This is a genomic window from Clostridium sp. LXY-7 (assembly GCF_056172015.1).
Window position 1 is genome coordinate 783,153 of record NZ_JBLLJL010000001.1, and the last position, 22,780, is coordinate 805,932.

Sequence of the window (22,780 nt, forward strand, 5' to 3'; positions counted from 1 at the left end):
ATTTGTTGATATTAAATAAAGTGTGGTGTACTTTACTCCATACACCTTATAAAACTCTATAAATAGTGGTGGTAATAAAGCATACAACAAAAGCTATGATAGTTGGTATTAAAAAGGAAAGTAAAGTCCATTTAAAACTACCAGTTTCTTTTTTTATAGTCCATAGAGTTGTAGAACACGGCCAATGCAATAGACTAAATAATAAAGTATTAAGAGCAGTAAGGTAAGTCCATCCATTGTCAATAAGGGTTGTTCTTAAAGATTCTATACTGGAAAATTCCGTAAGAGTTCCCGTTGATAAGTATGCCATAAGAAGTACTGGGAGCACTATTTCATTAGCTGGTAGACCAATAATGAAAGCCATTAATATAAATCCATCAAGACCTATAGCATTACCAAGAGGATTAAGAAAATTGGAAACGTGAGTAATTATACTTAGATCACCAATATAAACATTTGCTAAAATCCAGGTTATAGCACCAGCAGGAGCAGCAACCCAAATAGCTCGGGATAATACAAATACTGTCCTATCTATTAAAGAAGTATATAAAATTCTTCCGATCTTCGGATGTCTATAGGGTGGGAGTTCCAAAGTAAAGGTTGATGGTACGCCTCTTAGCAGAGTTTTAGATAATATATAGGACACTACTAGAGTAATACCAATACCTATGAGAACTAATAGTGTTATAGTTATACTTGGAATTATATTATTTATTGTGTCACTAGAAAAAGTAGCAAAGAAAACAGTAGCAAGTGCAATCATAGTAGGAAATCTACCATTACAAGGAACAAAATTATTGGTTACAATGGCAAGCATTCTTTCTCTAGGAGATTCAATTATTCTACAACCTATAACACCAGCAGCATTACATCCAAACCCCATGCACATGGTAAGACATTGTTTGCCATGAGCACATGCCTTTTTAAATAGGTGATCTAAATTAAAAGCAATACGGGGTAAATAGCCTAAATCTTCTAATAAAGTAAATAACGGAAAAAAAATAGCCATAGGTGGTAACATCACTGAAATTACCCAAGCTAAGGTTCTATAAAGGCCCAATACAAGGACTCCATGGAGCCATGCTGGTGCATTCATGGTATTAAACCAATGAGTTAAAGTATCTTGAAATCCTAAAAGTAAATTACTAAGAAGTTGAGAGGGAATATTGGCTCCTTCAATGGTAATCCAAAATACTAGTGCTAATAACAAAAGCATTAATGGTATTCCAAAAGCCTTGGAAGTTATTATATCATCTATTTTTTTATCTCTATTAATTTTTTTTATATCTTCTTTAACATACTTTTCCTTTAGCTCATTAGCATATCTATAATTTTCTTCTGATATAAATTCTCTAAGTTTATTTTTATCAGAATCAATATTAAGAATATGAGGATTTTTATCTATTAGAGATACAACATCATTGTATTTAGGCGAACCTTTAAATATAGATATTGGACTGTCTATAAGTCTAAGGGATAGCCAACGTTTATTATATATTGGAATATCCTTTAAATGTGGAGTTATCCTATCTACATTAGTTTCAATTAATGATGAGTATTTTATTAGATTAGGTGTTGTAAAATAATCGCCTAGAACTAATTTTTCTATGGTTAGCTTTAAATTCTCTATACCTTCTCCAGCTCTTGCAGATGTAAGAATTACAGGTATTCCTAATGATTTTTCTAACCCTTCTTTATCCAATACGATATTTTTTTTTCTAGCTTCATCTATGAGATTGATACATAATACTACTTTGCTTGTATATTCCATAACCTGAAATACTAAGTTTAAATTTCTCTCAAGACATGTAGCATCGGCAACAACAACAACAGCATCATAGTTTCCATAATATATGAAATCCCTTGCTATCTCTTCATCTATAGAAGAAGTAAATAAGGAATAGGTACCTGGTAAGTCTACTAAAACATATTCATTATCATGATATTTAAAATCTCCACGAGCATTAGCAACAGTTTTACCAGGCCAATTACCTGTGTGCTGATGAAGACCAGTAAGATAGTTAAATACAGTGCTCTTGCCGGTATTTGGATTACCGGCTAGAGCAATTACAAATTCATTTGACTTTTTATCTATATGGAAAATATCTTCCATAGCGTTTTTTTTGCTAGATTGTACTGTAAGACCCATTGTGAACACCTCAATTTAATATTTCAATAAGCTTTGACTCCTCATTTCTTAAGGCTATCATTGCACCTCTAATTCTAAATAGAGTTAAGTTATTACCAGGACCCTTTCTTAAAACCTCTACTGTTGCTCCTTTTGTAAGACCAAGGGCTAAAAGTCTCTCTTTCAAAGAATCTTGAGCATTATTTTGTTTAACCATAACAAGTTTACCTACATTAACATCTGAAAGTGTATTCATTTTCTTCACTCCTTTAAATTGGATATGGAAAAGTTAACCGAGGTTAACTTTGTCTATATTCATATAATATGAGGTAATCATTAGATATGACACAAAAATATTCATATGAGAGTTCTTTTAATATAAGCACTTGAGTATAATTCAATATAGAAAATATAGTACAAAGTTGGTGGATTTATGAATAATGAAGGATTCTATACATTTAGTGGATATATAAAAAAAGAAAACAATTATTTAACGGCATCTATGGAGGATTATATAGAAATGATATATAGACTGTCTCTAAATAAAGGATTTACCAGAGTAAATGAATTATCACAAATTCTCAATGTACAACCACCCTCCACCACTAAAATGATTAAAAAACTATCTACTTTAAATCTGGCTAATTACGAAAAATATGGAGTTATAACTCTTACAGATTTAGGAAATGACATAGGGAAATTTTTATTAGATAGGCATAACTTAATTTCTAAATTTCTTGAATTTTTAGGAGTAAGTAATAATTTACTAGAGCAAACAGAACAAATAGAGCATGTTGTTGATGAAGAAACACTAAAGTGTATAAGTAAATTCGTTAGGTTTATAGACGAGAATTCAGAAATAAAAAATAAATATAATGAGTTTAATAATATTTAAGGAAAATCCAGATAAAATTCTAAAGAATATATCTGGATTTTGTTATATTTAGGTAAAATATATTAAATATGTTATAATTACACAAATAATTATAAGTTAAATATAGAGATAAATAATATAATAAAACTAATTCAGTAAACTTAACTATGTGTAATGTACATGTAGAAACAATAATAAGTATGAGAAATGAGGGATATAGATTATGCTATTATATAGAAAATCATGGTTTAAAATTCTAATTTCGTCTATATTAGCCATAGGGTTTATTATAGGGATTTATTATTACAGCAATGAAAATTATCCAAACAAGAATATGAAAAATATTATGTATACATCCTTTAATAATTTTGGAAAGTCATTGGAAGATTTAAATGACACTATATCTAAGGTTATAGTATTAAAAAATTATGATAAATTGGAGGATGGAAGATATATTGATACTTCTCAAGTATCAGAATTTGTGACGAGTTTGCATAAAGCATGTGAATATTCCCAAACAAATAGTAATTTCAAATATACTGATATGTATTTATTTAATGTGAATAATACTATAGATAATATATTAAATGATAGAACACTATCCATTGAAGAAGAAAGATATTTAATGGCCTTGTATAGATATAATGAGGAACTAATAAAAGAATATAAAAAAATTCTTGGGGATGGCTATAAACAGAAGAATCATGTAGATGCTAAAGCGGTGGAGAATCGTATAATAAAAGCATATATGGGTTATACCAAGATGGCAGAGGAGCTATTAAATGAAGAGGAGTTTAGGGGTTTAGAAAATTATAAAGGTAAATTTTCATCAGCTATTACTTTTGAAGAAGTTGAAGCTTATTGTAAGGATATATTTAAAAAGTTAGATATTAAAAAAGAATTAAAATATAATAATAAGGAAGAGAAAAATTTAGATAAATACATATTCAGAACTCATAGAGAAGAAGAGATTTATAATGATTCTATTGAAACACAATATACCATAAAATACGATAAAAATACCAATAAAATTTATGTACAACCAGTTAAATTTACAACCGTGGGTAAATCTATCAAATATAAAGAAAATCAATTAGATGCTATAGCAGAAAAAATAATGGATTCATTTAATAAAAAAGCTGTAAACTATGAAAAAGAAGTAATATATGATAAAAACTATGGAATAGACAGGATAAAATATTCTTTTATAGAAAAAATAGAAGGAGTATATGATGAAAACAAAAAAATCGACTTAACTTTAGAAGGTAATAAATTGATAAGTTATTTTTCCACATCATATCCTATGGATAAACCTATACCTGTACCATCAATTAAAGAAAAAGACATATCAAAGAAATTAGATAAAAATGGAGAAATAGAAGAAATTTTAACTATAAGTAATCCAGAAGGAAATATAGAATATGAGGCCCATATAAAGTATGGAAATACTGAATATGCAGCAGTATTTAATGGAGAAAGCTTTGAGTTAAAATATTATGGAAGGGAATTAAGAAAATATAGATAGGTAGTACTAAAGTACTACCTATTTTCCATATTTACTCTACTTTCCCAACAGGAGCAACATATATGGCAAATTCATCTTCGCCATCAAGATTTAAAAATTTATCTATAGCATCTTGGTCATAGGCAGCTATAGCACAGGTACCACAACCAATCGCTTCACAAGCTAAGTAGAGATTTTGGCAAACATGTCCCGCATCTAATAGCATAGGTTTATGAGCCGTTTCTCTATATCTCCATTCTCCTCTATAGGGAATAGCACTCCAAATGAAGGTTACAGCACTTTTACCTACAAATTTCTGACCTAGGTTAATTGTAGATAAGGTTTCTTCTAGGTTTTCTCCTTCAAATAGATATAGTAGCTGATGAGTTAAAGCTAGATAGCGATATACTCCAGTTTTTAAGCCTTCAACCCTATTTACTACAAGATAAGTTTCAAAGGGATGTCTTGCACCAGCAGAAGGAACAGGCCTTATAGTGGCATAGTTATTCCCCCTAATTTCCTTAACACCTTGAGTACTCCAAAGAAGGAAAGATAATTCCTTTAAACTTAAACCTTCACTGGTATAAGATCTATGACTTTTTCTACCTTTTAAAATATCTAATAGGTTAGTTTTTGTAAAGATACTATCATCTACTTCAGGTAAATCTATAGCCTCCATATTACTATCAAAAGGTTTTTGAAGTGGGGGTTGAGGCAATTGTAGTTGTTGATCAGATTTTACATCATCTTCCTCATCAGCATTAAATCCAGATTTCATCCATTTTCTTTGTTCTTTTACAATATCCATAAAAATACCTCCATATATTTTAAAGTTTGACTATGTTTTAATATATCAAAAATCAATACTATATTATCTTAGTTTTAGTTATAAATTTAATCTATTTCAGAAATTTTAGCTACTGTGTGCATTTCCACCCAAGCGGGAAAATAACCACATCTTTGCGCTATATTTCTTGAAGCTATATTAGAGCACCAAGTGCCATAGTAGGGGATAGCGCCCCTTTTTAAGATTTCCTCAGTGAGTAAATTTACAAGATAAGTAGCAATACCTGATTGTCTATATCCAGGTAGTACATCAATGCCTATTTGCCAAAAGGTTTTACTATCCATACTAGCTCCAGCCATGCCAGTGATGTGGTCACCATCATAGGAAGCCACTGCTAATATATCTGGCCTTGGGGAATTTATATCATAAAGCAAGGCATTTTTAAATCTAGGGTCACTATAAAGGTGTGGAATATCCTCTCTTTCAAACCATTTTATAGCTATATTCTTGCTATTGGTCCTAGTGAAGTTTTCATAGGGTAAATATAACTCATGTATTGTATCTAGTTTTTGATTATATTTTAAAAGCTCTTCATCCATTTCATTCATCACAGGATGTTCAAATAAGCGAATTCCACTATGTTTACTAAAATATTCCTTGCACCAAGAATGAATAATAGGATTAGCAGATATAACTGCTCCATTACCAAAGGTAGCTATTTTCATAAAATAATCCTGTGAAGAAAAGGGTCTATTACCTTCTAATTGTCTATAGGTAGTTATAGTATTTTTTTCTTTAGTAAAATCTTCATAATTGCAGTTTAAGTCAGTAGCTAATTGTTTCATAGCCAGTTTAATAATTTCTGGTTTATTCATAAAACTTCATCCCTTCAATATGGATATTCAAGTATATCTATTATAATACATATAAGAGGATATAGCATTTATTTTAATCCATTTAATCTAATTTCATTTAATTCATCTATACCTAAAACTTCAGAATTATATAGATATAAAAATTCCTCAGAAACACTACTATTAAAGAGTAATAAATCATCTGTATTCACAGTTACATTAATTCCAGCATGAAATAATTCTTTTATTGGATGTTTTTCTATGTAGCTTACTGCTCCGAGTTTTACATTACTGGAAGGACATATATTAAGCCTTATGTTTCTTTCTTTAATCATGTCGATAGCATAGGAAGAAGTTACACTGGAAATTCCATGCTGAAGTTCATGTGGAGCTAGTACCTCTATAGTTTCTATCAATTGGGAAACTTCACAAAACTCTCCAACATGAACCTTGATTTTAAGATTTTTTTCTTTAGCATAATTAAAATACTTAGAGTATATATCTAGATTATTTACATCTTCCGGTCCATATAGATCTAGTGAAAGAAAGGGTCCATTATCTATACAGGGAATAACTGCTGTTTCCCATATTTCTATGGGTAATCCTCTATGAACACCTAGGCATGGCCTAAAAATAATATTAGGAGAATATATCCCTATTAAACTCTTTACATAATTGTAAAAATCATTCCTATTATCATAATAAAGCTCATTAGCAATATCAATACTCGGCTCTATAATAGTAATACCATCTTCAATGCCAGCTTGAATGGTGGCATTAATCATGAATTCAAAACCTTTGCGGCTGTCAACATATTTAGCTGTTTCAGTTTTAATGTACTGCTCTAAACCAGCAATTCCATTCATCTTTTTTGGCGGAGGAGTAACTCCACCTCCACACCATTTATTATAGGTAGAAAATCTCATACCAAGACCAGCATGATTATGGAGATCAGCCTTCGGTATAGTTTTTAAAAGGTCAAGATTACTAGTTGATAGTGCTTCTTTAAATACTTTTTCATCCATAATGTCAGCTCCTTATATTAGTCCTCTTTTAATTTCCTTCTCAACTTCTTTTTGTACTCTACCAAAGGAGGTTTCTATTTCATCTCCGCCTACATTCATATAACCTTTAGCTAAATCTTCCACAGTACTTTCTAGCAAAGTCATAAACTGGCCATAGGCAAAATTAAATTTAGGATCATTTTCATCTTGTCCAAAAACTTCATATAGAAGTCCTTCAAGCATTTGATCCATTCCCCATAGCTTTAGATGGAGTAATTCATGTATGATTAAGGCTTCTAAGTTAGTTTGTTTAGGGTCACAGTTATTTAACATTAATATTGCCTTTTTATCACTTATGTCAATTTTTATATCTCCTGTTTTTCTCCAAGGGGTGAGTACAAATTCATATTTTATATCAAAGTCACTAAGCCTTAAGATCTTTTGCCATTTACACAGATATTTAACAACATCTTCGTCTTTGAAATAAAACTTTTGATTCTTCATATAATTAAATTTTTCCTTAGTAAGCCTAACTAAAAAGACATCCTTATAGGTTGGAATATGAGAAAATCCATATTTAAGTAAAGCTTTCTGACCAGTTATGTTTAAAAGAGAAATATCATCCTCCATAATTTCTCCACCATATTCATTAAAATAATAATTTAATATTAAATCCATAGCTTCGTGGCCATAGCCTTTGCTTCTATGAGTAAATTCAACTTTAATATTAGGCTCTATTTTAAACCAAGGTTGATAATAGATAGTATAAAAGTGGACAATAGTTATCTTGTCCACTTTTGTTTTAAATTTCTTTATCAAGCATTATTTTTAATTCTTTGGCAATCTCTTGTGAAAAATTATGTTTTTTATCACTAAATGTCCACCCAAATCCGTCTCCCTTATATCTTGGAAAAACATGCATATGGTAATGTCCAATATCATTAAATTCTCCACCATTTTGCATTACACTATAGCCATCAGGAGAATACTTTTCTTTAATTACCTTAACAATTCTTTTAGATAATACCATCATAGACGTTACTACCTCAGTTGGAATTTCATCAGTATCTAAATAGTGACTTTTAGGAATTATAAGTACATGACCTTCATTTATTGGCTCTATAGTTAAGAAACACATAATTAAATCATTCTCATATACTAAGTTAGATGGTAAGTCACCTTTTACAATTTTACAAAATATACAATCCATAGTTACCTCCTTAATTATTCTTAAACTTTCGTATTATGATACAATTGTTCAAAACTTTATATTAGTATTATACATAATTTAGTGATTATAATTCCAGTATTTATACAAATAAAACCTAATTTAAACAAATATTGGTACTCTTGTTTTAAATTCCTTAACCATAGTATAACTATGGGCAATATTACTATGGACTATCAAGTTTTTGGTTCTTACTATGTCTTTTTCAGTGCTAAATGAGTTTATCCACTTATGCCATTTCATATAGTTGCTAAGATATTTTGTAGCCACACCGTTAAATTTTGCCATCCACTTCTTTAAATTAGAATGTAGGCTATTTATGTGGTTTATATGGTATATATCCTCTTTATGCCTACCTCTTTTAATTCTCTTATGGTCTAATGACATACCCGTAGCAAATTGTATATATGACTTATGAGAGTCTGTGCAAAGAATAGAGTCTTCTCCTATACGATTACCATATAGACGTTCTAATTCATTAGCGGTAACTCTGCCTGTACATAACAATTCAATTATTATATTGCCTTGTCTATCAAGAGCAGTACCAACACATACTTGCTCCTTGGAAATACCTCTCTTTTTAACTTGTTTTCCTCTTTTACGAGAAGGTCTTGGCATATTTGCAGTTTTAGTTCCTTTGTATGAGTAAGCAAAGAAAACTTCATCTGCTTCTACTACACCTTCAACAGAACCTACACCAAGAAATTCACTTATACAATTAAGTATTTTGTGTCTCCAAAAGAATGAAGTTGCAATACTAATTTCTACTTCTTCGGCAGATTTTCTTATAGAATAGCCATTTAACATACATTTCGCGTATCTAAGCCATTTATCTAATGTTTTCTTACTTCTATAAGTGGCAGAGTTGGTTAAATCGGAGAAACTATGATTGCAATTACGACAAAGGTATCTTTGTACACCATTCCTTTTACCATTTCTAACAACATTAGTACCTTCACAATAACAACAAACTCTCCCTTTAGAAAATCTCATTTCTTTAACTTCCTTAGTTACTTGTGCAACTTGAGAACCTAAAACAAGGTATTCTTCTAATTGAGTTAACAGTTCTTGTTGTTCTTGTTTTAACAAGGCTTTTGCTTGTGCTAATACTGACGTTACATTGTTCATGATAATACCTCCGAAAATTGATTATACCTATATTATAACCTATTTTCAGAAAAGTATCACATATCAACCACTATTTAAAACAGAGCCTAATATTAAAACAGGCAGTCTTAGAATATATCTCAGGTTTTCTAAAGCTAATTTCTCCAACAGGAACATCGTCCATGGTATAGATTAAAAAGTATTTATTTAGATTATTCCCAGGAAACACCATTTTCTTATAAAAAGCCTCTCTATCTCTTAATTGAAAGGGACCTCCTAAGTCTTTAGTAGTATCAATATCACTCCAAAGCGTTTCTACATAATCGAGTTCTTCAAAGGTAGGTTCCTTTATATATACTAAAGACCCACAAATTTTTAGTGATGTATATTTATTACTATCTTGTCCTCCTATTGAATTAAAAATTTCCCCCTACTTCCTTAAATTTAAAAACTTTTCTTCAACACCAGCATACTACAGTCAAATTTATAGTCCTGTCTAATAAGGGAAGCTTCCATGGGGTAATTATCCACATCTATATCACCTATAATACTTTTTATACCACTTTCTTTTAAAATTCTAGTTCCTTCTATTAAAAAATCATCAATGTAACCCTTACCTCTTTGCTCAGGAACAACTCCAATATAATTTATAGCTCCATGAACTTCATCAAACTTTTGAGGAATTATTAAACCTATAAATTCTGAATTAACATATCCTAAATGCCACCAAGTGGGATTAAAATCTATATCTTTTAAACTATTAAAATAATTTACGGCAGCGTTATGAGAACCAAAATCTCTAATAGAATCTAAATCATCTTTATCAAAAGTGTTTTCTGTTACTCTTTCAATAGCGTCTATAAAGGTAGAATCACCAACTTTCTCAAGAGATTTAAAGGTAAGCTGGTGAGGGTGAGTGTTAATGCACCCTTCCTTCCAAAGGTAACTTTTCTTTTCTTGAGTGACTTGAAATCCACAACTCAGGAAGGCTTCTTTATAGTTTTCGTAGCCATTTTTATCAGAATAAAGATGAGGTGAGACTTCATGGAATTTATATTGTTTTATTAGTTCTAAACTCCCATTTAAGAGTACTTGTATATGGGAAATTTCTGGGGAGAAGAAGTGTATTCCAAAGGTGAGTTCTTTATCAAAAGCACTATAAATAATTCCTCCAAGAACTTCACTATTATCTTCTAAAACAAAACACCAATCTAGATTAGTTATACCATTACTTACAGAAGTAAAAAAGTTTTCCTTAAATTTATCTAAAGGGGTATTAGTAAGTTTTGCAAAAATCTCAATTTCATTTTTAATAATATTTCTAACTCTCATAAATTCTCCTTTATCATATATAGAATAATAGATCTAACACTCAGATGGAGAGAGGTATTCATCATAAGCAAACTCCATCCGAGTATAGGAATTACTTGCTAAGTTGTATGATTTAAAACAGCGCCTAAAATTTAATAAATTAAATCTCTCTATCTGTAAATAAAACTCCTATTTTTTATAACAAAAGGCGCATTCATTAATTACTAAATTACTCTTTGGTAACTCTTATTTTTAACCAATCATTTTTAAGCAAATCCATATAAACCACATTAGAGAATCTTCCATATCTACTATCAAAGTAACCTTCTCTAATAACTCCAATTTTTTTAAAACCAAGCTTAGAATATAGTTGTTGAGCCCTAGTATTATCTGCCATGGTGGTTAATTCAATTTTATTTAAGTTTAAAAACCTAAACATAAAATCTATAAAATTATATAGAGCATCTTCTCCATAACCTTTGCCTTGCTGCTTAATTTCACATATTTTTATACCAAGCTCACATTTTTGGTTTCTAACATCCCAATCACAATAATTCATTTCTCCTATGGGTTCTAAGGTATCCTTTTTACATACAATAAATCTTTTGCTAGAGGGGAAGAGAGTAGAATTCTCAATTTCCTTAGAGATATTAATTTTTATAGATTCTTTACTCTGTAGAGTACCAAAGGCATGGGTAGCATGGCTCATTAAATCTCCATCATTCCACCATTTATATAGAAACTCTTCATCACCTAACTCAAGAGGACGTATAAATACCCTTTTTCCTTCAATCATTTCAAACCTCCTATAAATATAAATAAAAAATCTAGTATTTCCTTTATAGTTTTGTCTATGAACAATTAAATTCTAAGTGACAATCATAGGGTTCAAGAAGAAATAAACTTTCATTTAATTCATCAGCAGGGATACAGCCTAAACCCTTATAAAAGAGTTGTCCATTTTCACAGGAAGAAGCTGATATATATAGCTTTTTTGCCTTAAAGTCCACAGCTTTATGAACACATAAGGAAAATAGAGCTTTGCCAATGCCCATATGTCTATATTCACTTGTAATATGAAGCATAGATAATTGGATATATTGATTTTTACTACCAAAGAATTCATGCTCTAAGGAGGCAAAACCAACTAATATATCATGTTGGAAGGCTCCAAATACTGAGCCTCCCTTAATAATAGTATTTTTAAGCCCTGCATAGACTTCCTCTAAATCTTTTTTATCCCAGTCTTCCGTGTACCTAATATCCTTTAGTGACTGAACTCCATCTTCTGTTCTCCAAGCTTTATAAACTTCTTCATGTCTATTAAAATCATTTAAAAGCTCTGGTATTATGTTATCTAAAGTTAATTCTTTATATTTAATAATCATTTTAAAGCCTCCAGTTAAGGGAAGGATAAATAAGCTTATGTCTATTTTGTAAATCTTTCTTGCTATGCTTCTTTAAGAAAGCTATATTGAGCACAGTATAGATTATAATAAACACCTTTCTTAGCTAACAGTTCTTCATGATTACCACATTCTGCAATCTTACCATGTGATAAAACAAAAATTTTATCACAATCTCTTATGGTGGATAATCTATGAGCTATTACAAGAGAAGTTCTTCCTTCCATTAGTTTTTTTATGCCTTTTTGCACAAGGCGTTCTGTTTCCGTATCTATATTAGCAGTAGCCTCATCTAAAATTAGTATCCTAGGATCAGCTATTAGAGTTCTAGCGAAGGCAATTAGTTGACGTTGACCAAGAGAGAGACGGGAACCTCTTTCATTTACATCAGTATCATAGCCTTCTTCAAATTTGCTTATAAAGTCATGAGCATTTACTGCTTTAGCGGCTTCCATGATCTCTTTATCAGTAGCATTTAGCTTTCCATAACGAATATTTTCTTTTATGGAAGAAGAGAATAAGAAGGAGTCTTGAAGCATTATACCCATTTGACTACGAAGACTTTCAAGATCTACATTTCTAATATCTATATCATCTATTAAGACCTTGCCAAAGGTTGGGTCATAGAATCTGCTTATTAAATTTGTTATAGTGGTTTTACCAGCTCCAGTTTCTCCAACTAGGGCAATTTTTTCCCCAGCATTGATGGTGAAAGTTGCATCTTTTAAGGCATGTATATCATCATTATCATAGGAGAAGGTAACATGATCAAATTTAATATCGCCTTTGATTTCAGGAAGTATCTCTGTGGAAGCATCTTCATACATATCATTTTTAGTATCTAATACATCAAAGATTCTTTCAGCAGCAGAAATATTAGTAATAAAGGAATTATAGAAAGATGCAAGATTCATTATTGGTTTCCAGAGCATCTCAATATACATAATAAAGGCCATTAGGGTTCCAAGAGAAAGATTATCACTACTAACTAGTTTGTACCCAGAGAAAAGTATTAATGCAATTCCAAGTCCTTTAGAGATATCCACTAGAGGCCAGAAAAAGTCTTGTATCTTAACAGCACTGATAAATCCGTCAGCATGAGCAGTAAGATTTGAATTAAATTTACTTCTTGTATAGTGTTCTTTTCTAAAACCTTGAGTTACTTTTACACCAGAGAAGGCCTCATGAGTATATCCAAGTAGCATAGAACGTTTCTCTCTATACTGTCTCCAAAGAGTGTTAGACCTTACTTCAACAAAGAACATAGAAGCAAAGAGGAAAGGTATAACAGCAAGGCAAATCAATGCTAGTATCGGATTCATTATAAACATCATAATTATTACTAGTGATATGGTAAATATATTAGGTATTAGATTCATGATACTATTATTTAGCAAATTTTGTAGAGCATTAACATCTCCAACAATTCTAGAAAGTATTTTTCCTACAGGTCTATTGTCAAAGAAAGAAAAGCTTAAGGTTTGAATGTGAGTATAAACTTCATCTCTTATATCTACTAAAATTTTATTAGTTATCTTACTCATGGATAAAATTCTTATCTTAGATAAAATCATGGAGATTAAGTTCAATCCCACAAGAACTGCACCAAAGGTTAAAAGTCCTTTCATATCGCTATTTTCTACAAAAGTATCAATACAGATCTTCATCAAGTAAGGGTTTAGAGTATTACATCCCATAACTAATAGTAAAAGGAATATAACACCCAAGGTTTTCCATATATAAGGCTTTACATATGTAAAAAGCCTTTTTACGGTTTTCCATTTATGAGTTTTCTTAATTTCGTTTTCCATATTAGCTCACCTCCGCTACTAAGGAGTCAAAATCTTTAAATTGATGGCGATAAATATTATAATAGTAACCTTTTTTGCCAAGGAGAGTAGTATGATTTCCCATTTCTACTATTTCTCCATCCTTCATAAACAATATAATATCTGCGTCTTTAACTCCGGATATTCTATGGGCAATAATAAAGGTAGTACATTTTGAATCTCTATTTGAGAGATTTTTTAATACTTGGAACTCAGTTTCCATATCTAGAGCTGAGGTAGCATCATCAAGAATTAGAATAGGAGATTTTTTTATCAATGCTCTTGAAATAGCTAGTCTTTGTTTTTGTCCACCAGATAGGCCAACACCTCTTTCACCTACAAGGGTTTCATAGCCTTCAGGCATTTCATCAATGAATTCATAAGCACAACTTTCCTTTGAAGCAGTAATAATTTCACTTTCAGAGTGGTTACCACCAAAATCAATATTGTTTTTTATAGAATCAGAGAATAAGAAGGTATCTTGGAATACTACAGACATATTATTTCTTAATGTACCTAGATCCCAATCTTCTACATTAACACCGTCAAGGAGAACCTCTCCTTCAGAAGCATCATAGTATCTTCCTACAAGAGAAAGTAGAGTGGATTTTCCGCATCCTGTTTCACCCATGATAGCTACAGTGCTACCAGCAGGAATATTTAAGTCTATATGGTGTAGTACATCATTATCTTTATATCTAAAAGATACATTTTTAAAGGTAATATCGCCTTTAACTTTTTCAGGAGAAAAACCATTTTCTTTAGATTTTATCTCTGGTTCTCTTTCTAAAATAGCAAAAATTTTTTCCATAGAGGCCCTATTCTGTGAAAGTAAGTTTATAAGTCCACCTATAAATCTTACAGAGCCAGATAAGCTTAATACATAACTACTAAAAGCTACTAGAGTACCTTTAGTTATATCACCTGTTATAGCAAGATATCCTCCAAAGAGTATCATAGCTATAGGGGCAAGATTAGTTAGAAATTCTATTAATGGAATGAAATTACTAACTATTTTTGCTTGGGATACATTCAATCTATAGTATTCATTATTAACCTGTAAGAATTTCATAATTTCATGCTTTTCTCTAGCAAAAGCCTTTACAAGTCTAATACCTGATATATTTTGTTGTGCTATAGAATTTATTTCAGCAGTTTGGTCACTTATTTGTGAGTAAATATCCCAAAACTTATTGTTAAATGCTAAACCTAAAATACCAACGGGAAGTAGTATAGCAAGACAAAGTAAAGTTAAACTAGGACTTAATTTAAACATAATTGTAGAAGAGATTAAAAGAAGAATTATACCTTCAATGAGAAGTCTAAGGCCATAAGCAAGAGTCTCCCAGACAATATCTACATCTTCACCAATTCTAGACATAAGCTCTCCAGTATTGTTGCTGTCAAAAAAGGAAAATTCGAAGGTCTGTATTTTATCAAAAAGATCTTGCCTAATTTCTTTGGCTACATCTATAGAAAATTTATCAAACATGAATTCTTTTACATATCCAACACCGCTCCTTAATAATGCAAGACCAATAAAAATAATAAAAAATGTAACAAGCCAATCAGAATTATCTCCTAATAGAATATCATCTACAAATATCTTTTGGAGATAGGGAAATGCGCTGTCTATTGATAATGTAATTATCATAGCCGTCAGCGGTATAATTAAAAATTTCAAGTGTTTAGAAATATAAACTTTAAATAATTTCATTAAAGTCAACCCCCTTTATAGTTAGATTTCTCTAAATCAGGAACAAAAAAACTTACTTTATCCATACAAAAAGAGCACGGCTAACATCAGCCATGCTCTAAATTTACGGGATAAAAGTAAGTTAATACTGAATGCATTCACTACAGAAAGCAACCATAGTCAGTGCATAAAATCCTTATTTAGAGATAGAACTGATGAGTAATTTATAGCATTATTATTTTGTGATAAGTTTATTGGAAAATTCATATTTGTCTTTTTCATCATTACTACCTCCTTTTTAATATTTAAAATTGTCATAAGCTTATTATAATTCAGAAAAATCTATAAAGTCAACCCTTTTATTTAAAAATTTGTCAATATAACAAAAAATGTAATCACCCCAGGGGTGCTTACATTTTTTGTTATTGAATAAAAGGGATAATATAAGGGGAAATAGAATTAATAGTATACAAAATAAAAACGTGAAAATAGGAGAAGTTCAATGAAAATAAAATTTAAAGAATTGGCACTTACTATGGCTATGCTTGTTATAGGTACATCAGGATGTACGATAATAAATATAGAAGAGAATAAAGGTGAGGAAATTTCAGCTAATAATCCTCCAATAGAAGAAAAGGTAGATTTAGTTAAAGAAAAGTTAGATACTATGACATTAGAGGAAAAAATAGGGCAATTGTTTATGGTGAGTGTTGAGGGAGAAACTCCAGATGAAAATATAGCAAAGTTAATACAACAATATAAGGTAGGAGGAATAATATTATTTTCAAATAATATTAAAACTTCAGAACAAACAAGGGCATTATTAAATAATTTAAAGGAATTAAATGTTAATAACCCATTAAATTTATTTCTTTCTGTGGATGAAGAAGGAGGAGTAGTGTCTAGATTTCCAAAGGATATTTCTAATTTTGAATCAGCTTGGAAAGTAGGGCAGAAAAATGATGTAAATTATGCAAAAGAGCATGGTAGAAAAATTGGAGATACTATTAGAAAATTAGGATTTAATATGAATATGGCTCCAGTGCTAGATGTCAATTCTAACCCTAAAAATCCTGTCATAGGAAGTAGAGCTTTTTCAGATGATCCACAAGTAGTGAAAAACATGGGAGTTCAAGTATATAAGGGACTAGAAGAAGCAGGTGTTATAGCTGTAGGTAAACATTTCCCAGGACATGGAGATACATCAGAAGATTCACATACAGGGTTGCCTATAGTAAATAATTCTATAGATAGATTGAGAAACTTAGAGCTTATTCCTTTTCAACATGCTATAGATAATGGAATAGAAGTTATACTAACTTCTCATATCTTGTTGCCTAAAATTGATGAGGAAAATGTAGCTACAGTTTCTTCAAAAATCATTACTGATATATTGAGAAAAGAGATGAATTTTAAGGGAGTAGTTATAACTGATGACATGGCTATGAAAGGTGTAAGAGTGAATAATACCATTGAAGAAGGGAGTGTTAAAGCTATATTAGCTGGTTGTGATATAATTCTTATATGTCATAGCGTTGAGGATCAGGAAAAGGGTATTAATGCTGTTTTAGAGGGAGTAAAAGCTGGTATAATTTCAGAGGAAAGAATTAATGATAGTGTATACAGAATAATTAATTTAAAACAAAAACATTTGGGCTAGATTAAAAAGCTTAGTGAGAGAATAAACTGTAACCTTGTAGATTAAACAAGGTGCAGTTCAAATCCTACACTAAGCTTTATTTCATCAATTACTGCCTACTCCAGGTGGAGTAAGGTACAGCATAATTAGTGGAGGCATTAGCTTTAGTGTAATCATAGAAGCTTTGAAGAAATTCAGCTCTAGTTTGATTGTGAGTAAGTACTATGCCACCAGCAGCTACTTGTGCATCAAGAATTTGTTGTAAACTTAAGTTTTGTGGATTATTCATCATTTGATACATAGCCATGAAGGTGGTGGTTCTTCCTTCACCATGGTCACAGTGAAAATGTAGATGGGCATTTTTAGGTTTGTTTTTTATAAAGGTAACAAAATCGTCTACTACCTGAGGACTAGGAATATGCCCGTCTCTTACGGCAAATAATTTATAGTTAATTTTTGCACCGTTAACAACTTCAGGTTCAGAAGATACACTTTCAACTTTAACAGTTTTTAATAATTTCCCTCGTTTATTATATAAATTTAAGTCTGATCCTACCTTTATTTCGTTTAATTCTTTCTTCTCAGCAGCTAAAGTTTCATCAGAGGTAAAGCCATTATTTAAAACTTTTTGAGGGCTATAGAAACTTATAGCGATATCATTGACAAAGCCATGAGATTCTTGACGGAGGTCAACGATGTACAAATCTTTGTTGTCAATGGCAGTTATCATATTTTTAAACTGAGAGGGAAGAAACTGAGCACTGCCAGAAATATTTAGACTATCTATTATTCTAAATCTATTAGGTAGAGGCTTGGAAGATTCTGTGTCAATTACAATAAACACTTCATGATTATTAACAGGTGTCAAAGGTGTGGCAGCACAGAGTACAGTACTAAAGAATAAGAATATAATTAAAATAAATGAAATTTTACTTAAGTATTTTTTCATGATTTACTCCTTTGCATAATATAATCTTAATTGCCTTTAGGTATAGTATTTTAAATTATAAATATTTTATTCATATGTTAATAAAGAAGCAAATCTATTGACTTATTAAAAGTAATGAATATAATATATAACTGTATATTTTTATAGTTATTTTAATTATTTTAATAAATCACCAAGAGGATTGGGGTGCTAGTATGAACTTTCTAATTAACTTTTTAAAAGGGGTTGCAATAAGCATATCTCAAATAATTCCAGGAGTAAGTGGAGGAACCATAGCCATAATTTTAGGTATATATGATAAATTACTCCATGCAGTTAATAATATAATTGCAGATTTTAAAAATCAGTATAAAATATTATTACAAGTTGGATTGGGAGCAGTAGTAGGAATTTTCCTTTTTAGTAACATAGTTAAAACTGTCCTTACAAATTTTCCAACACCAACAAGTTACTTTTTTATAGGAGTAATCTTAGGTGGAGCTCCACTAATGTACATAAAAGCTAAAGAAAATGGATTTGAAAAAAGAAATTTAATATATCTAATTATAGGTATAGTAGCAGTACTTCTAATGACAGGAGAACATAAAGATAGCTCTATAGCGATAACATCTCTAAATTTATTAAATTTTATCTGGCTGTTTATCGGAGGAATTATAGTTGCTATAGCACTTATACTTCCAGGGATAAGTGGATCATTTATGTTATTGGTATTAGGCCTCTATAATACTGTAATTACTGCAGTGACAGAACTTAATATTCTCATATTAATTCCTATAGCATTAGGAGGAATATTTGGAACTCTTGCTACGGCTAGAATAATTGAAAATCTATTGAGTAAATATCCACAGCAAACCTATATGATGATTTTAGGCTTTGTTTTAGGGTCTGTGTTTGGAATTTTTCCAGCATATGAAGGTGTAGGAAGTACTATAGTAGGAATAATTTTAGCTGTAGTAGGATTTCTATCAATATATTATATGAGTAAAAAGGATATGAGCAAAAAAGAATATATGGAATAAGTGAAGAGCATTCTACTATAGGTGGAGTGCTTTTTACATAGGATTCTACTTAATATCTAGTTCTAAAATCAACAATTATTTAAAATAGAAATTTACATAATAAAGAATTATTTATACTATAGAAAGAATATCTAACCTGTATTTGAAAAATACTAACTAAATAGTTCTAAGTTATGGAGGAATTTATGGTGGAGAATATTAGAAAGTTAATAACAAAATGGAATTTAAATGTGGAAAGTATGATGAGACATGGAACCATAGCTGTGGTCTCTATGTTTATTATTGGATATATCTTTGGTGGTGTAAATGTAATGTTAGTATTTCCAATTGCCTTAACTTCTCTAGCTCTATCAAAACAGAATATATACGTAAAAACCTTTAAGAAGACCTTGAGATTAGTGTTAGTGTATTGGATACTAATATTGGTTTCCTTTATATCATCTCTAAATCCACTTATAGGAATACCCATAAATTTTATCACCATATTTATAATAGGTTATTTTCTCACCATAGGTTATAATCCACTAATATATAAACCCTTTTTAATGTTATATGTGTTTACTAGCTTTTTTCCAGCAACTATAGATAGCTTATTAGCTAGATTATTATCAATACTTATGGGAGTATTCATAGTGGTTATAAGTGAGGTTTTTATACATAAAACTGACAACAGAAAAGTATTGAATAAAACTATATGTACTTCTATAAAGCTTATAACAGGACAAATTGATAATTTGTTAAAAAATGAATTTAGTACCAAGCTATATAGGCTTCATTCAGCAGAAATGAGAGATTTGAGTTATAAAATTTATATAACTAGATATAGAAAAAATTTTACAACTAACTTAGGTAAAATTCAATTTGATTTATACATAGCTATTGAGTATCTAAATATTTTTATCAAGAATATAAATAAGTGGAATAATGAGGGTCTTAATGATATATTAACAAAAGCCATGGGAGAACTAAAAGAGGTTCTACAAGCAATATGTAGATATTCTAATGAAGATATGGATTTAGGACAACTAAAAATTAGCATATACGATTTCTTAATGAATTATGAAGAGTATAAAAACTATAAAGAATTAGATGACATAATTATAATAATAAAAAGTATAGAATTATCTATTATAGAGCTCTCAAGATTAAGTAAGAAAAAGGAAAATAGAACATATAACTCATGGAAGAGAACTAATATAGAGAGAGTTAGAAATATAGTTAAAGACAATTTTACAGTAGGGTCCATAAGATTAAATTTTGCCCTAAGGCTTTCAATAACATTGACTATTTCTCTATTTTTAGGTCATTTATTAGATTTCTATAAAATAATATGGGTATCTATAACCATAATGTCCATAATGCAACCTTATTATGAGGAAACCATAAAAAGAAGCAAAGATAGAATAAAAGGAAATATAATAGGATTAGGAATAGTTATCTTTATATTAACTATAAGTAATAGTTTAATAGTTAATATAATTATACTTATTATATCACTATATTTAACTTATGGATTTAAAGAATATAATAAGTTATCTCTCTTTACTGCGATAGCTTCTATTAGTATAGCTTCCATAGGAGCTAATATCTATGGTACAGCTGTTTATAGAGTTATCTATATTATTTTAGGAGTGATAGTTGTAATAATTTCAAATAAGTTTTTATTTCCATATAAATTAGAAAGTGGGATAAAGCAGCTAATAATAAAAATTATGAAATTTAACAAACTATTGGTAGAGGAAGCCTCGAAAGAAAGAGAAATAGATGATAATGCAATCAGAGATATAGCCGTTTATGAAGCAATAAACTATCAGAAGCTATATTTAAGAAATCTTCAATATAAACATGAAGGAATTGAAAAAATAATAGATGAAAATAATGAATTTATTATAAAGATAGCATATGATAATTTAGTTAAAAGAGTTATTTTAAGTAGTTCATAATATTAATATATAATTTAATCATAGAGTTACTTAGAAGAATGGATTTATTAAATTACTTATTGAAATAATGATTAATTTATTATAGGACAAATGAGAAATAAGTATATACTTTCTTCTTTGATACATACTAAAAGTGATAAATTTTATTTAGACATTTTAAAGAAATAGCTATTTAGTATTCTAGTCTAGTTAATTTCAAATGTCTCAAAGGAGAGTTGTATATGAAGATAAAAAATAAAAGAGAGTATAATAAGGAAAATTATTTACGGAATGGATCAAAGACTCAAAATCAATATGCGAAGAGTAGCTTTAACACCACTATAGAAGAACCAGGAACTAATGAAAGTGGAATAGAGGCAAAGAAAAAAGGATATTAATTAAATTCCTGTAATTTAGTTAAATTGAACTAATTTGCAATAGTAATTATTAGAGTTGTTAGTGAGAAGGACAGTAAGGTGTATTAATGAACTTTTAACCATAGGTTAGGAGTTCATTTTTAAATTTTTATCATATAATAAATTGTGAATTTATAGTAAAATAGCACTAAGAGCCATATAGACAAGGGGGAGATTATATGAATTCAATTAAAAAAGAGAGAATAGGTATGTTAGCGTTAATTGTTGTTACATTTTTATGGGGAGCAGGATATCCTGCTATTGAATTCGCAAATAGAAGTATTACACCTATTTATCAAATTGGATTTAGATTTTTAATCGCAGCGTTATTGATGTCAGTGCTATTTATTAAAAAGTTAAAGTTTATAGATAAGAAAATAGTAAAAACCTCAGGGATACTTTCCGTACCACTGTTTATTATATATTTCTTATCAGTGGTTGGAGTAAAGTATACTACTGCTTCAAGAGCTTCTTTTTATTGTTGTTTAGCCATTATAATAGTACCTTTTATTTCGTGGATATTACTGAAAATAAAGATAAATAAAAAATATTGGTTTTGCATAGCTATATGTATAGTAGGAATCCTTTTAGTCTCATTTAATGGGAAAGGGGATTTTGGATTAAATTTTGGAGATATACTTTGTATAATTTGCTCAGTAGCATTTGCGCTTCACATTGTATTAACTGAAAAGTTCTTATCGAATAATGATGCTACTCTAGTCACAATTCTGCAAATGTATTTTGTGGCTTTCATTGGTTTCGTTATAGCGCCTTTTTTTGAAAGCTTTCCTCAAAATATTCAACCTGTGAGCTTCTATTCCTTAATTTTTATGGGAGTATTTTGTACTGCTTTTGCCTTTTGGGTTCAAACACACTGTTTAAAATTTATAAGTTCAACTAAAGTAGCAATGATTTTTACATTAGAACCTGTATTTGGGGCTTCTATATCTTGGATAGTTCTTGGACAGGCATTGAGCAGTAAAGGTATATTAGGTGGACTGTTAATAATATTAGGTCTAATATTATCAGAAATTGACATTTCAAAGATTAGTATAAGGAAAGAAGAGAAGAATATGAAAGTATAAAAATTGTACAATGGAGGATTAA

The 22,780-nt window shown here is 29.9% G+C and carries 21 protein-coding genes; 7 read left to right on the forward strand and 14 right to left on the reverse strand.

The window, feature by feature from the left end; translation table 11 throughout:
• Positions 1-46: 46 nt before the first annotated feature.
• Together feoB and ACI48Q_RS03740 are read right to left on the reverse strand one after the other, a co-directional pair.
• The gene (gene feoB / locus ACI48Q_RS03735) at positions 47-2,149 is read right to left on the reverse strand and encodes a ferrous iron transport protein B (protein WP_474917700.1); all 2,103 of its coding nucleotides are present in this window, start codon (positions 2,147-2,149) and stop codon (positions 47-49) included.
• Between the two features lie 10 nt (positions 2,150-2,159).
• On the reverse strand, positions 2,160-2,384 hold the full coding sequence (locus ACI48Q_RS03740; protein ID WP_474917701.1) for a FeoA family protein: 225 nt from the start codon (positions 2,382-2,384) through the stop codon (positions 2,160-2,162).
• Between the two features lie 177 nt (positions 2,385-2,561).
• Here ACI48Q_RS03740 and ACI48Q_RS03745 point away from each other — a divergent pair, with 177 nt between their 5' ends.
• Positions 2,562-3,023, forward strand: a complete 462-nt coding sequence (locus ACI48Q_RS03745; RefSeq protein WP_474917702.1) for a metal-dependent transcriptional regulator — start codon at positions 2,562-2,564, stop codon at positions 3,021-3,023.
• Between the two features lie 202 nt (positions 3,024-3,225).
• The gene (locus ACI48Q_RS03750) at positions 3,226-4,527 is read left to right on the forward strand and encodes a hypothetical protein (RefSeq protein WP_474917703.1); all 1,302 of its coding nucleotides are present in this window, start codon (positions 3,226-3,228) and stop codon (positions 4,525-4,527) included.
• A 31-nt stretch (positions 4,528-4,558) separates the two neighbouring features.
• On the opposite strand, the gene ACI48Q_RS03755 is transcribed toward ACI48Q_RS03750, so the two are convergent.
• The 11 genes from ACI48Q_RS03755 to ACI48Q_RS03805 form a co-directional block, all read right to left on the reverse strand.
• Positions 4,559-5,314 (reverse strand): SagB/ThcOx family dehydrogenase, encoded by a 756-nt coding sequence (locus ACI48Q_RS03755; RefSeq protein ID WP_474917704.1) that lies wholly within the window; start codon positions 5,312-5,314, stop codon positions 4,559-4,561.
• Between the two features lie 86 nt (positions 5,315-5,400).
• Positions 5,401-6,168, reverse strand: coding sequence for a GNAT family N-acetyltransferase (locus tag ACI48Q_RS03760; RefSeq protein ID WP_474917705.1), 768 nt, complete (start codon positions 6,166-6,168; stop codon positions 5,401-5,403).
• Positions 6,169-6,236: 68 nt separating this feature from the next.
• Positions 6,237-7,172: an amidohydrolase family protein gene (locus ACI48Q_RS03765; protein WP_474917706.1), complete on the reverse strand. Its 936-nt coding sequence runs from the start codon at positions 7,170-7,172 to the stop codon at positions 6,237-6,239.
• 12 nt (positions 7,173-7,184) lie between these two features.
• On the reverse strand, positions 7,185-7,946 hold the full coding sequence (locus ACI48Q_RS03770; protein WP_474917707.1) for a GNAT family N-acetyltransferase: 762 nt from the start codon (positions 7,944-7,946) through the stop codon (positions 7,185-7,187).
• A gap of 7 nt (positions 7,947-7,953) precedes the next feature.
• On the reverse strand, positions 7,954-8,361 hold the full coding sequence (locus ACI48Q_RS03775) for an HIT family protein (RefSeq protein WP_474917708.1): 408 nt from the start codon (positions 8,359-8,361) through the stop codon (positions 7,954-7,956).
• 120 nt (positions 8,362-8,481) lie between these two features.
• Positions 8,482-9,507: an IS1595 family transposase gene (locus ACI48Q_RS03780; RefSeq protein ID WP_474917709.1), complete on the reverse strand. Its 1,026-nt coding sequence runs from the start codon at positions 9,505-9,507 to the stop codon at positions 8,482-8,484.
• 423 nt (positions 9,508-9,930) lie between these two features.
• Positions 9,931-10,818: a hypothetical protein gene (locus ACI48Q_RS03785; RefSeq protein WP_474917710.1), complete on the reverse strand. Its 888-nt coding sequence runs from the start codon at positions 10,816-10,818 to the stop codon at positions 9,931-9,933.
• 208 nt (positions 10,819-11,026) lie between these two features.
• The gene (locus ACI48Q_RS03790; protein WP_474917711.1) at positions 11,027-11,593 is read right to left on the reverse strand and encodes a GNAT family N-acetyltransferase; all 567 of its coding nucleotides are present in this window, start codon (positions 11,591-11,593) and stop codon (positions 11,027-11,029) included.
• Between the two features lie 55 nt (positions 11,594-11,648).
• Entirely contained in the window at positions 11,649-12,185 is a 537-nt protein-coding gene (locus ACI48Q_RS03795; protein ID WP_474917712.1) for a GNAT family N-acetyltransferase, read from the reverse strand.
• Between the two features lie 62 nt (positions 12,186-12,247).
• Entirely contained in the window at positions 12,248-14,014 is a 1,767-nt protein-coding gene (locus ACI48Q_RS03800; protein ID WP_474917713.1) for an ABC transporter ATP-binding protein, read from the reverse strand.
• 1 nt (position 14,015) lies between these two features.
• Positions 14,016-15,749 carry an ABC transporter ATP-binding protein gene (locus tag ACI48Q_RS03805; RefSeq protein ID WP_474917714.1) on the reverse strand — a complete coding sequence of 578 codons (1,734 nt, stop codon included), beginning with the start codon at positions 15,747-15,749 and terminating at the stop codon, positions 14,016-14,018.
• 481 nt (positions 15,750-16,230) lie between these two features.
• Here ACI48Q_RS03805 and nagZ point away from each other — a divergent pair, with 481 nt between their 5' ends.
• Complete coding sequence (nagZ, locus tag ACI48Q_RS03810) at positions 16,231-17,388, forward strand: beta-N-acetylhexosaminidase (RefSeq protein WP_474917715.1); 1,158 nt, start codon at positions 16,231-16,233, stop codon at positions 17,386-17,388.
• Positions 17,389-17,476: 88 nt separating this feature from the next.
• Here nagZ and ACI48Q_RS03815 read toward each other — a convergent pair whose 3' ends face one another.
• Complete coding sequence (locus ACI48Q_RS03815; protein ID WP_474917716.1) at positions 17,477-18,316, reverse strand: phosphatase domain-containing putative toxin; 840 nt, start codon at positions 18,314-18,316, stop codon at positions 17,477-17,479.
• Positions 18,317-18,510: 194 nt separating this feature from the next.
• Here ACI48Q_RS03815 and ACI48Q_RS03820 point away from each other — a divergent pair, with 194 nt between their 5' ends.
• From ACI48Q_RS03820 to ACI48Q_RS03835, 4 genes are all read left to right on the forward strand, one after another.
• Complete coding sequence (locus ACI48Q_RS03820) at positions 18,511-19,335, forward strand: DUF368 domain-containing protein (protein WP_474917717.1); 825 nt, start codon at positions 18,511-18,513, stop codon at positions 19,333-19,335.
• A 185-nt stretch (positions 19,336-19,520) separates the two neighbouring features.
• Positions 19,521-21,278 (forward strand): FUSC family protein, encoded by a 1,758-nt coding sequence (locus ACI48Q_RS03825; protein WP_474917718.1) that lies wholly within the window; start codon positions 19,521-19,523, stop codon positions 21,276-21,278.
• A 221-nt stretch (positions 21,279-21,499) separates the two neighbouring features.
• On the forward strand, positions 21,500-21,655 hold the full coding sequence (locus ACI48Q_RS03830) for a hypothetical protein (RefSeq protein WP_474917719.1): 156 nt from the start codon (positions 21,500-21,502) through the stop codon (positions 21,653-21,655).
• 197 nt (positions 21,656-21,852) lie between these two features.
• A complete protein-coding gene (locus ACI48Q_RS03835) occupies positions 21,853-22,758 on the forward strand; it encodes a DMT family transporter (protein ID WP_474917720.1) in 906 nt (301 codons plus the stop codon).
• Positions 22,759-22,780 lie beyond the last annotated feature (22 nt).

What these genes read in the sequence shown, in the direction of transcription:
- ACI48Q_RS03795 (WP_474917712.1), bottom strand. Translation starts at nt 12,185, where the DNA reads ATGATTATTAAATATAAAGAATTAACTTTAGATAACATAATACCAGAG.
- ACI48Q_RS03740 (WP_474917701.1), bottom strand. Translation starts at nt 2,384, where the DNA reads ATGAATACACTTTCAGATGTTAATGTAGGTAAACTTGTTATGGTTAAA.
- ACI48Q_RS03775 (WP_474917708.1), bottom strand. Translation starts at nt 8,361, where the DNA reads ATGGATTGTATATTTTGTAAAATTGTAAAAGGTGACTTACCATCTAAC.
- ACI48Q_RS03825 (WP_474917718.1), top strand. Translation starts at nt 19,521, where the DNA reads ATGGTGGAGAATATTAGAAAGTTAATAACAAAATGGAATTTAAATGTG.
- ACI48Q_RS03760 (WP_474917705.1), bottom strand. Translation starts at nt 6,168, where the DNA reads ATGAATAAACCAGAAATTATTAAACTGGCTATGAAACAATTAGCTACT.
- ACI48Q_RS03755 (WP_474917704.1), bottom strand. Translation starts at nt 5,314, where the DNA reads ATGGATATTGTAAAAGAACAAAGAAAATGGATGAAATCTGGATTTAAT.
- ACI48Q_RS03785 (WP_474917710.1), bottom strand. Translation starts at nt 10,818, where the DNA reads ATGAGAGTTAGAAATATTATTAAAAATGAAATTGAGATTTTTGCAAAA.
- ACI48Q_RS03820 (WP_474917717.1), top strand. Translation starts at nt 18,511, where the DNA reads ATGAACTTTCTAATTAACTTTTTAAAAGGGGTTGCAATAAGCATATCT.
- feoB (WP_474917700.1), bottom strand. Translation starts at nt 2,149, where the DNA reads ATGGGTCTTACAGTACAATCTAGCAAAAAAAACGCTATGGAAGATATT.
- ACI48Q_RS03780 (WP_474917709.1), bottom strand. Translation starts at nt 9,507, where the DNA reads ATGAACAATGTAACGTCAGTATTAGCACAAGCAAAAGCCTTGTTAAAA.
- ACI48Q_RS03790 (WP_474917711.1), bottom strand. Translation starts at nt 11,593, where the DNA reads ATGATTGAAGGAAAAAGGGTATTTATACGTCCTCTTGAGTTAGGTGAT.
- ACI48Q_RS03750 (WP_474917703.1), top strand. Translation starts at nt 3,226, where the DNA reads ATGCTATTATATAGAAAATCATGGTTTAAAATTCTAATTTCGTCTATA.
- ACI48Q_RS03800 (WP_474917713.1), bottom strand. Translation starts at nt 14,014, where the DNA reads ATGGAAAACGAAATTAAGAAAACTCATAAATGGAAAACCGTAAAAAGG.
- ACI48Q_RS03835 (WP_474917720.1), top strand. Translation starts at nt 21,853, where the DNA reads ATGAATTCAATTAAAAAAGAGAGAATAGGTATGTTAGCGTTAATTGTT.
- ACI48Q_RS03765 (WP_474917706.1), bottom strand. Translation starts at nt 7,172, where the DNA reads ATGGATGAAAAAGTATTTAAAGAAGCACTATCAACTAGTAATCTTGAC.
- ACI48Q_RS03815 (WP_474917716.1), bottom strand. Translation starts at nt 18,316, where the DNA reads ATGAAAAAATACTTAAGTAAAATTTCATTTATTTTAATTATATTCTTA.
- ACI48Q_RS03830 (WP_474917719.1), top strand. Translation starts at nt 21,500, where the DNA reads ATGAAGATAAAAAATAAAAGAGAGTATAATAAGGAAAATTATTTACGG.
- ACI48Q_RS03805 (WP_474917714.1), bottom strand. Translation starts at nt 15,749, where the DNA reads ATGAAATTATTTAAAGTTTATATTTCTAAACACTTGAAATTTTTAATT.
- nagZ (WP_474917715.1), top strand. Translation starts at nt 16,231, where the DNA reads ATGAAAATAAAATTTAAAGAATTGGCACTTACTATGGCTATGCTTGTT.
- ACI48Q_RS03745 (WP_474917702.1), top strand. Translation starts at nt 2,562, where the DNA reads ATGAATAATGAAGGATTCTATACATTTAGTGGATATATAAAAAAAGAA.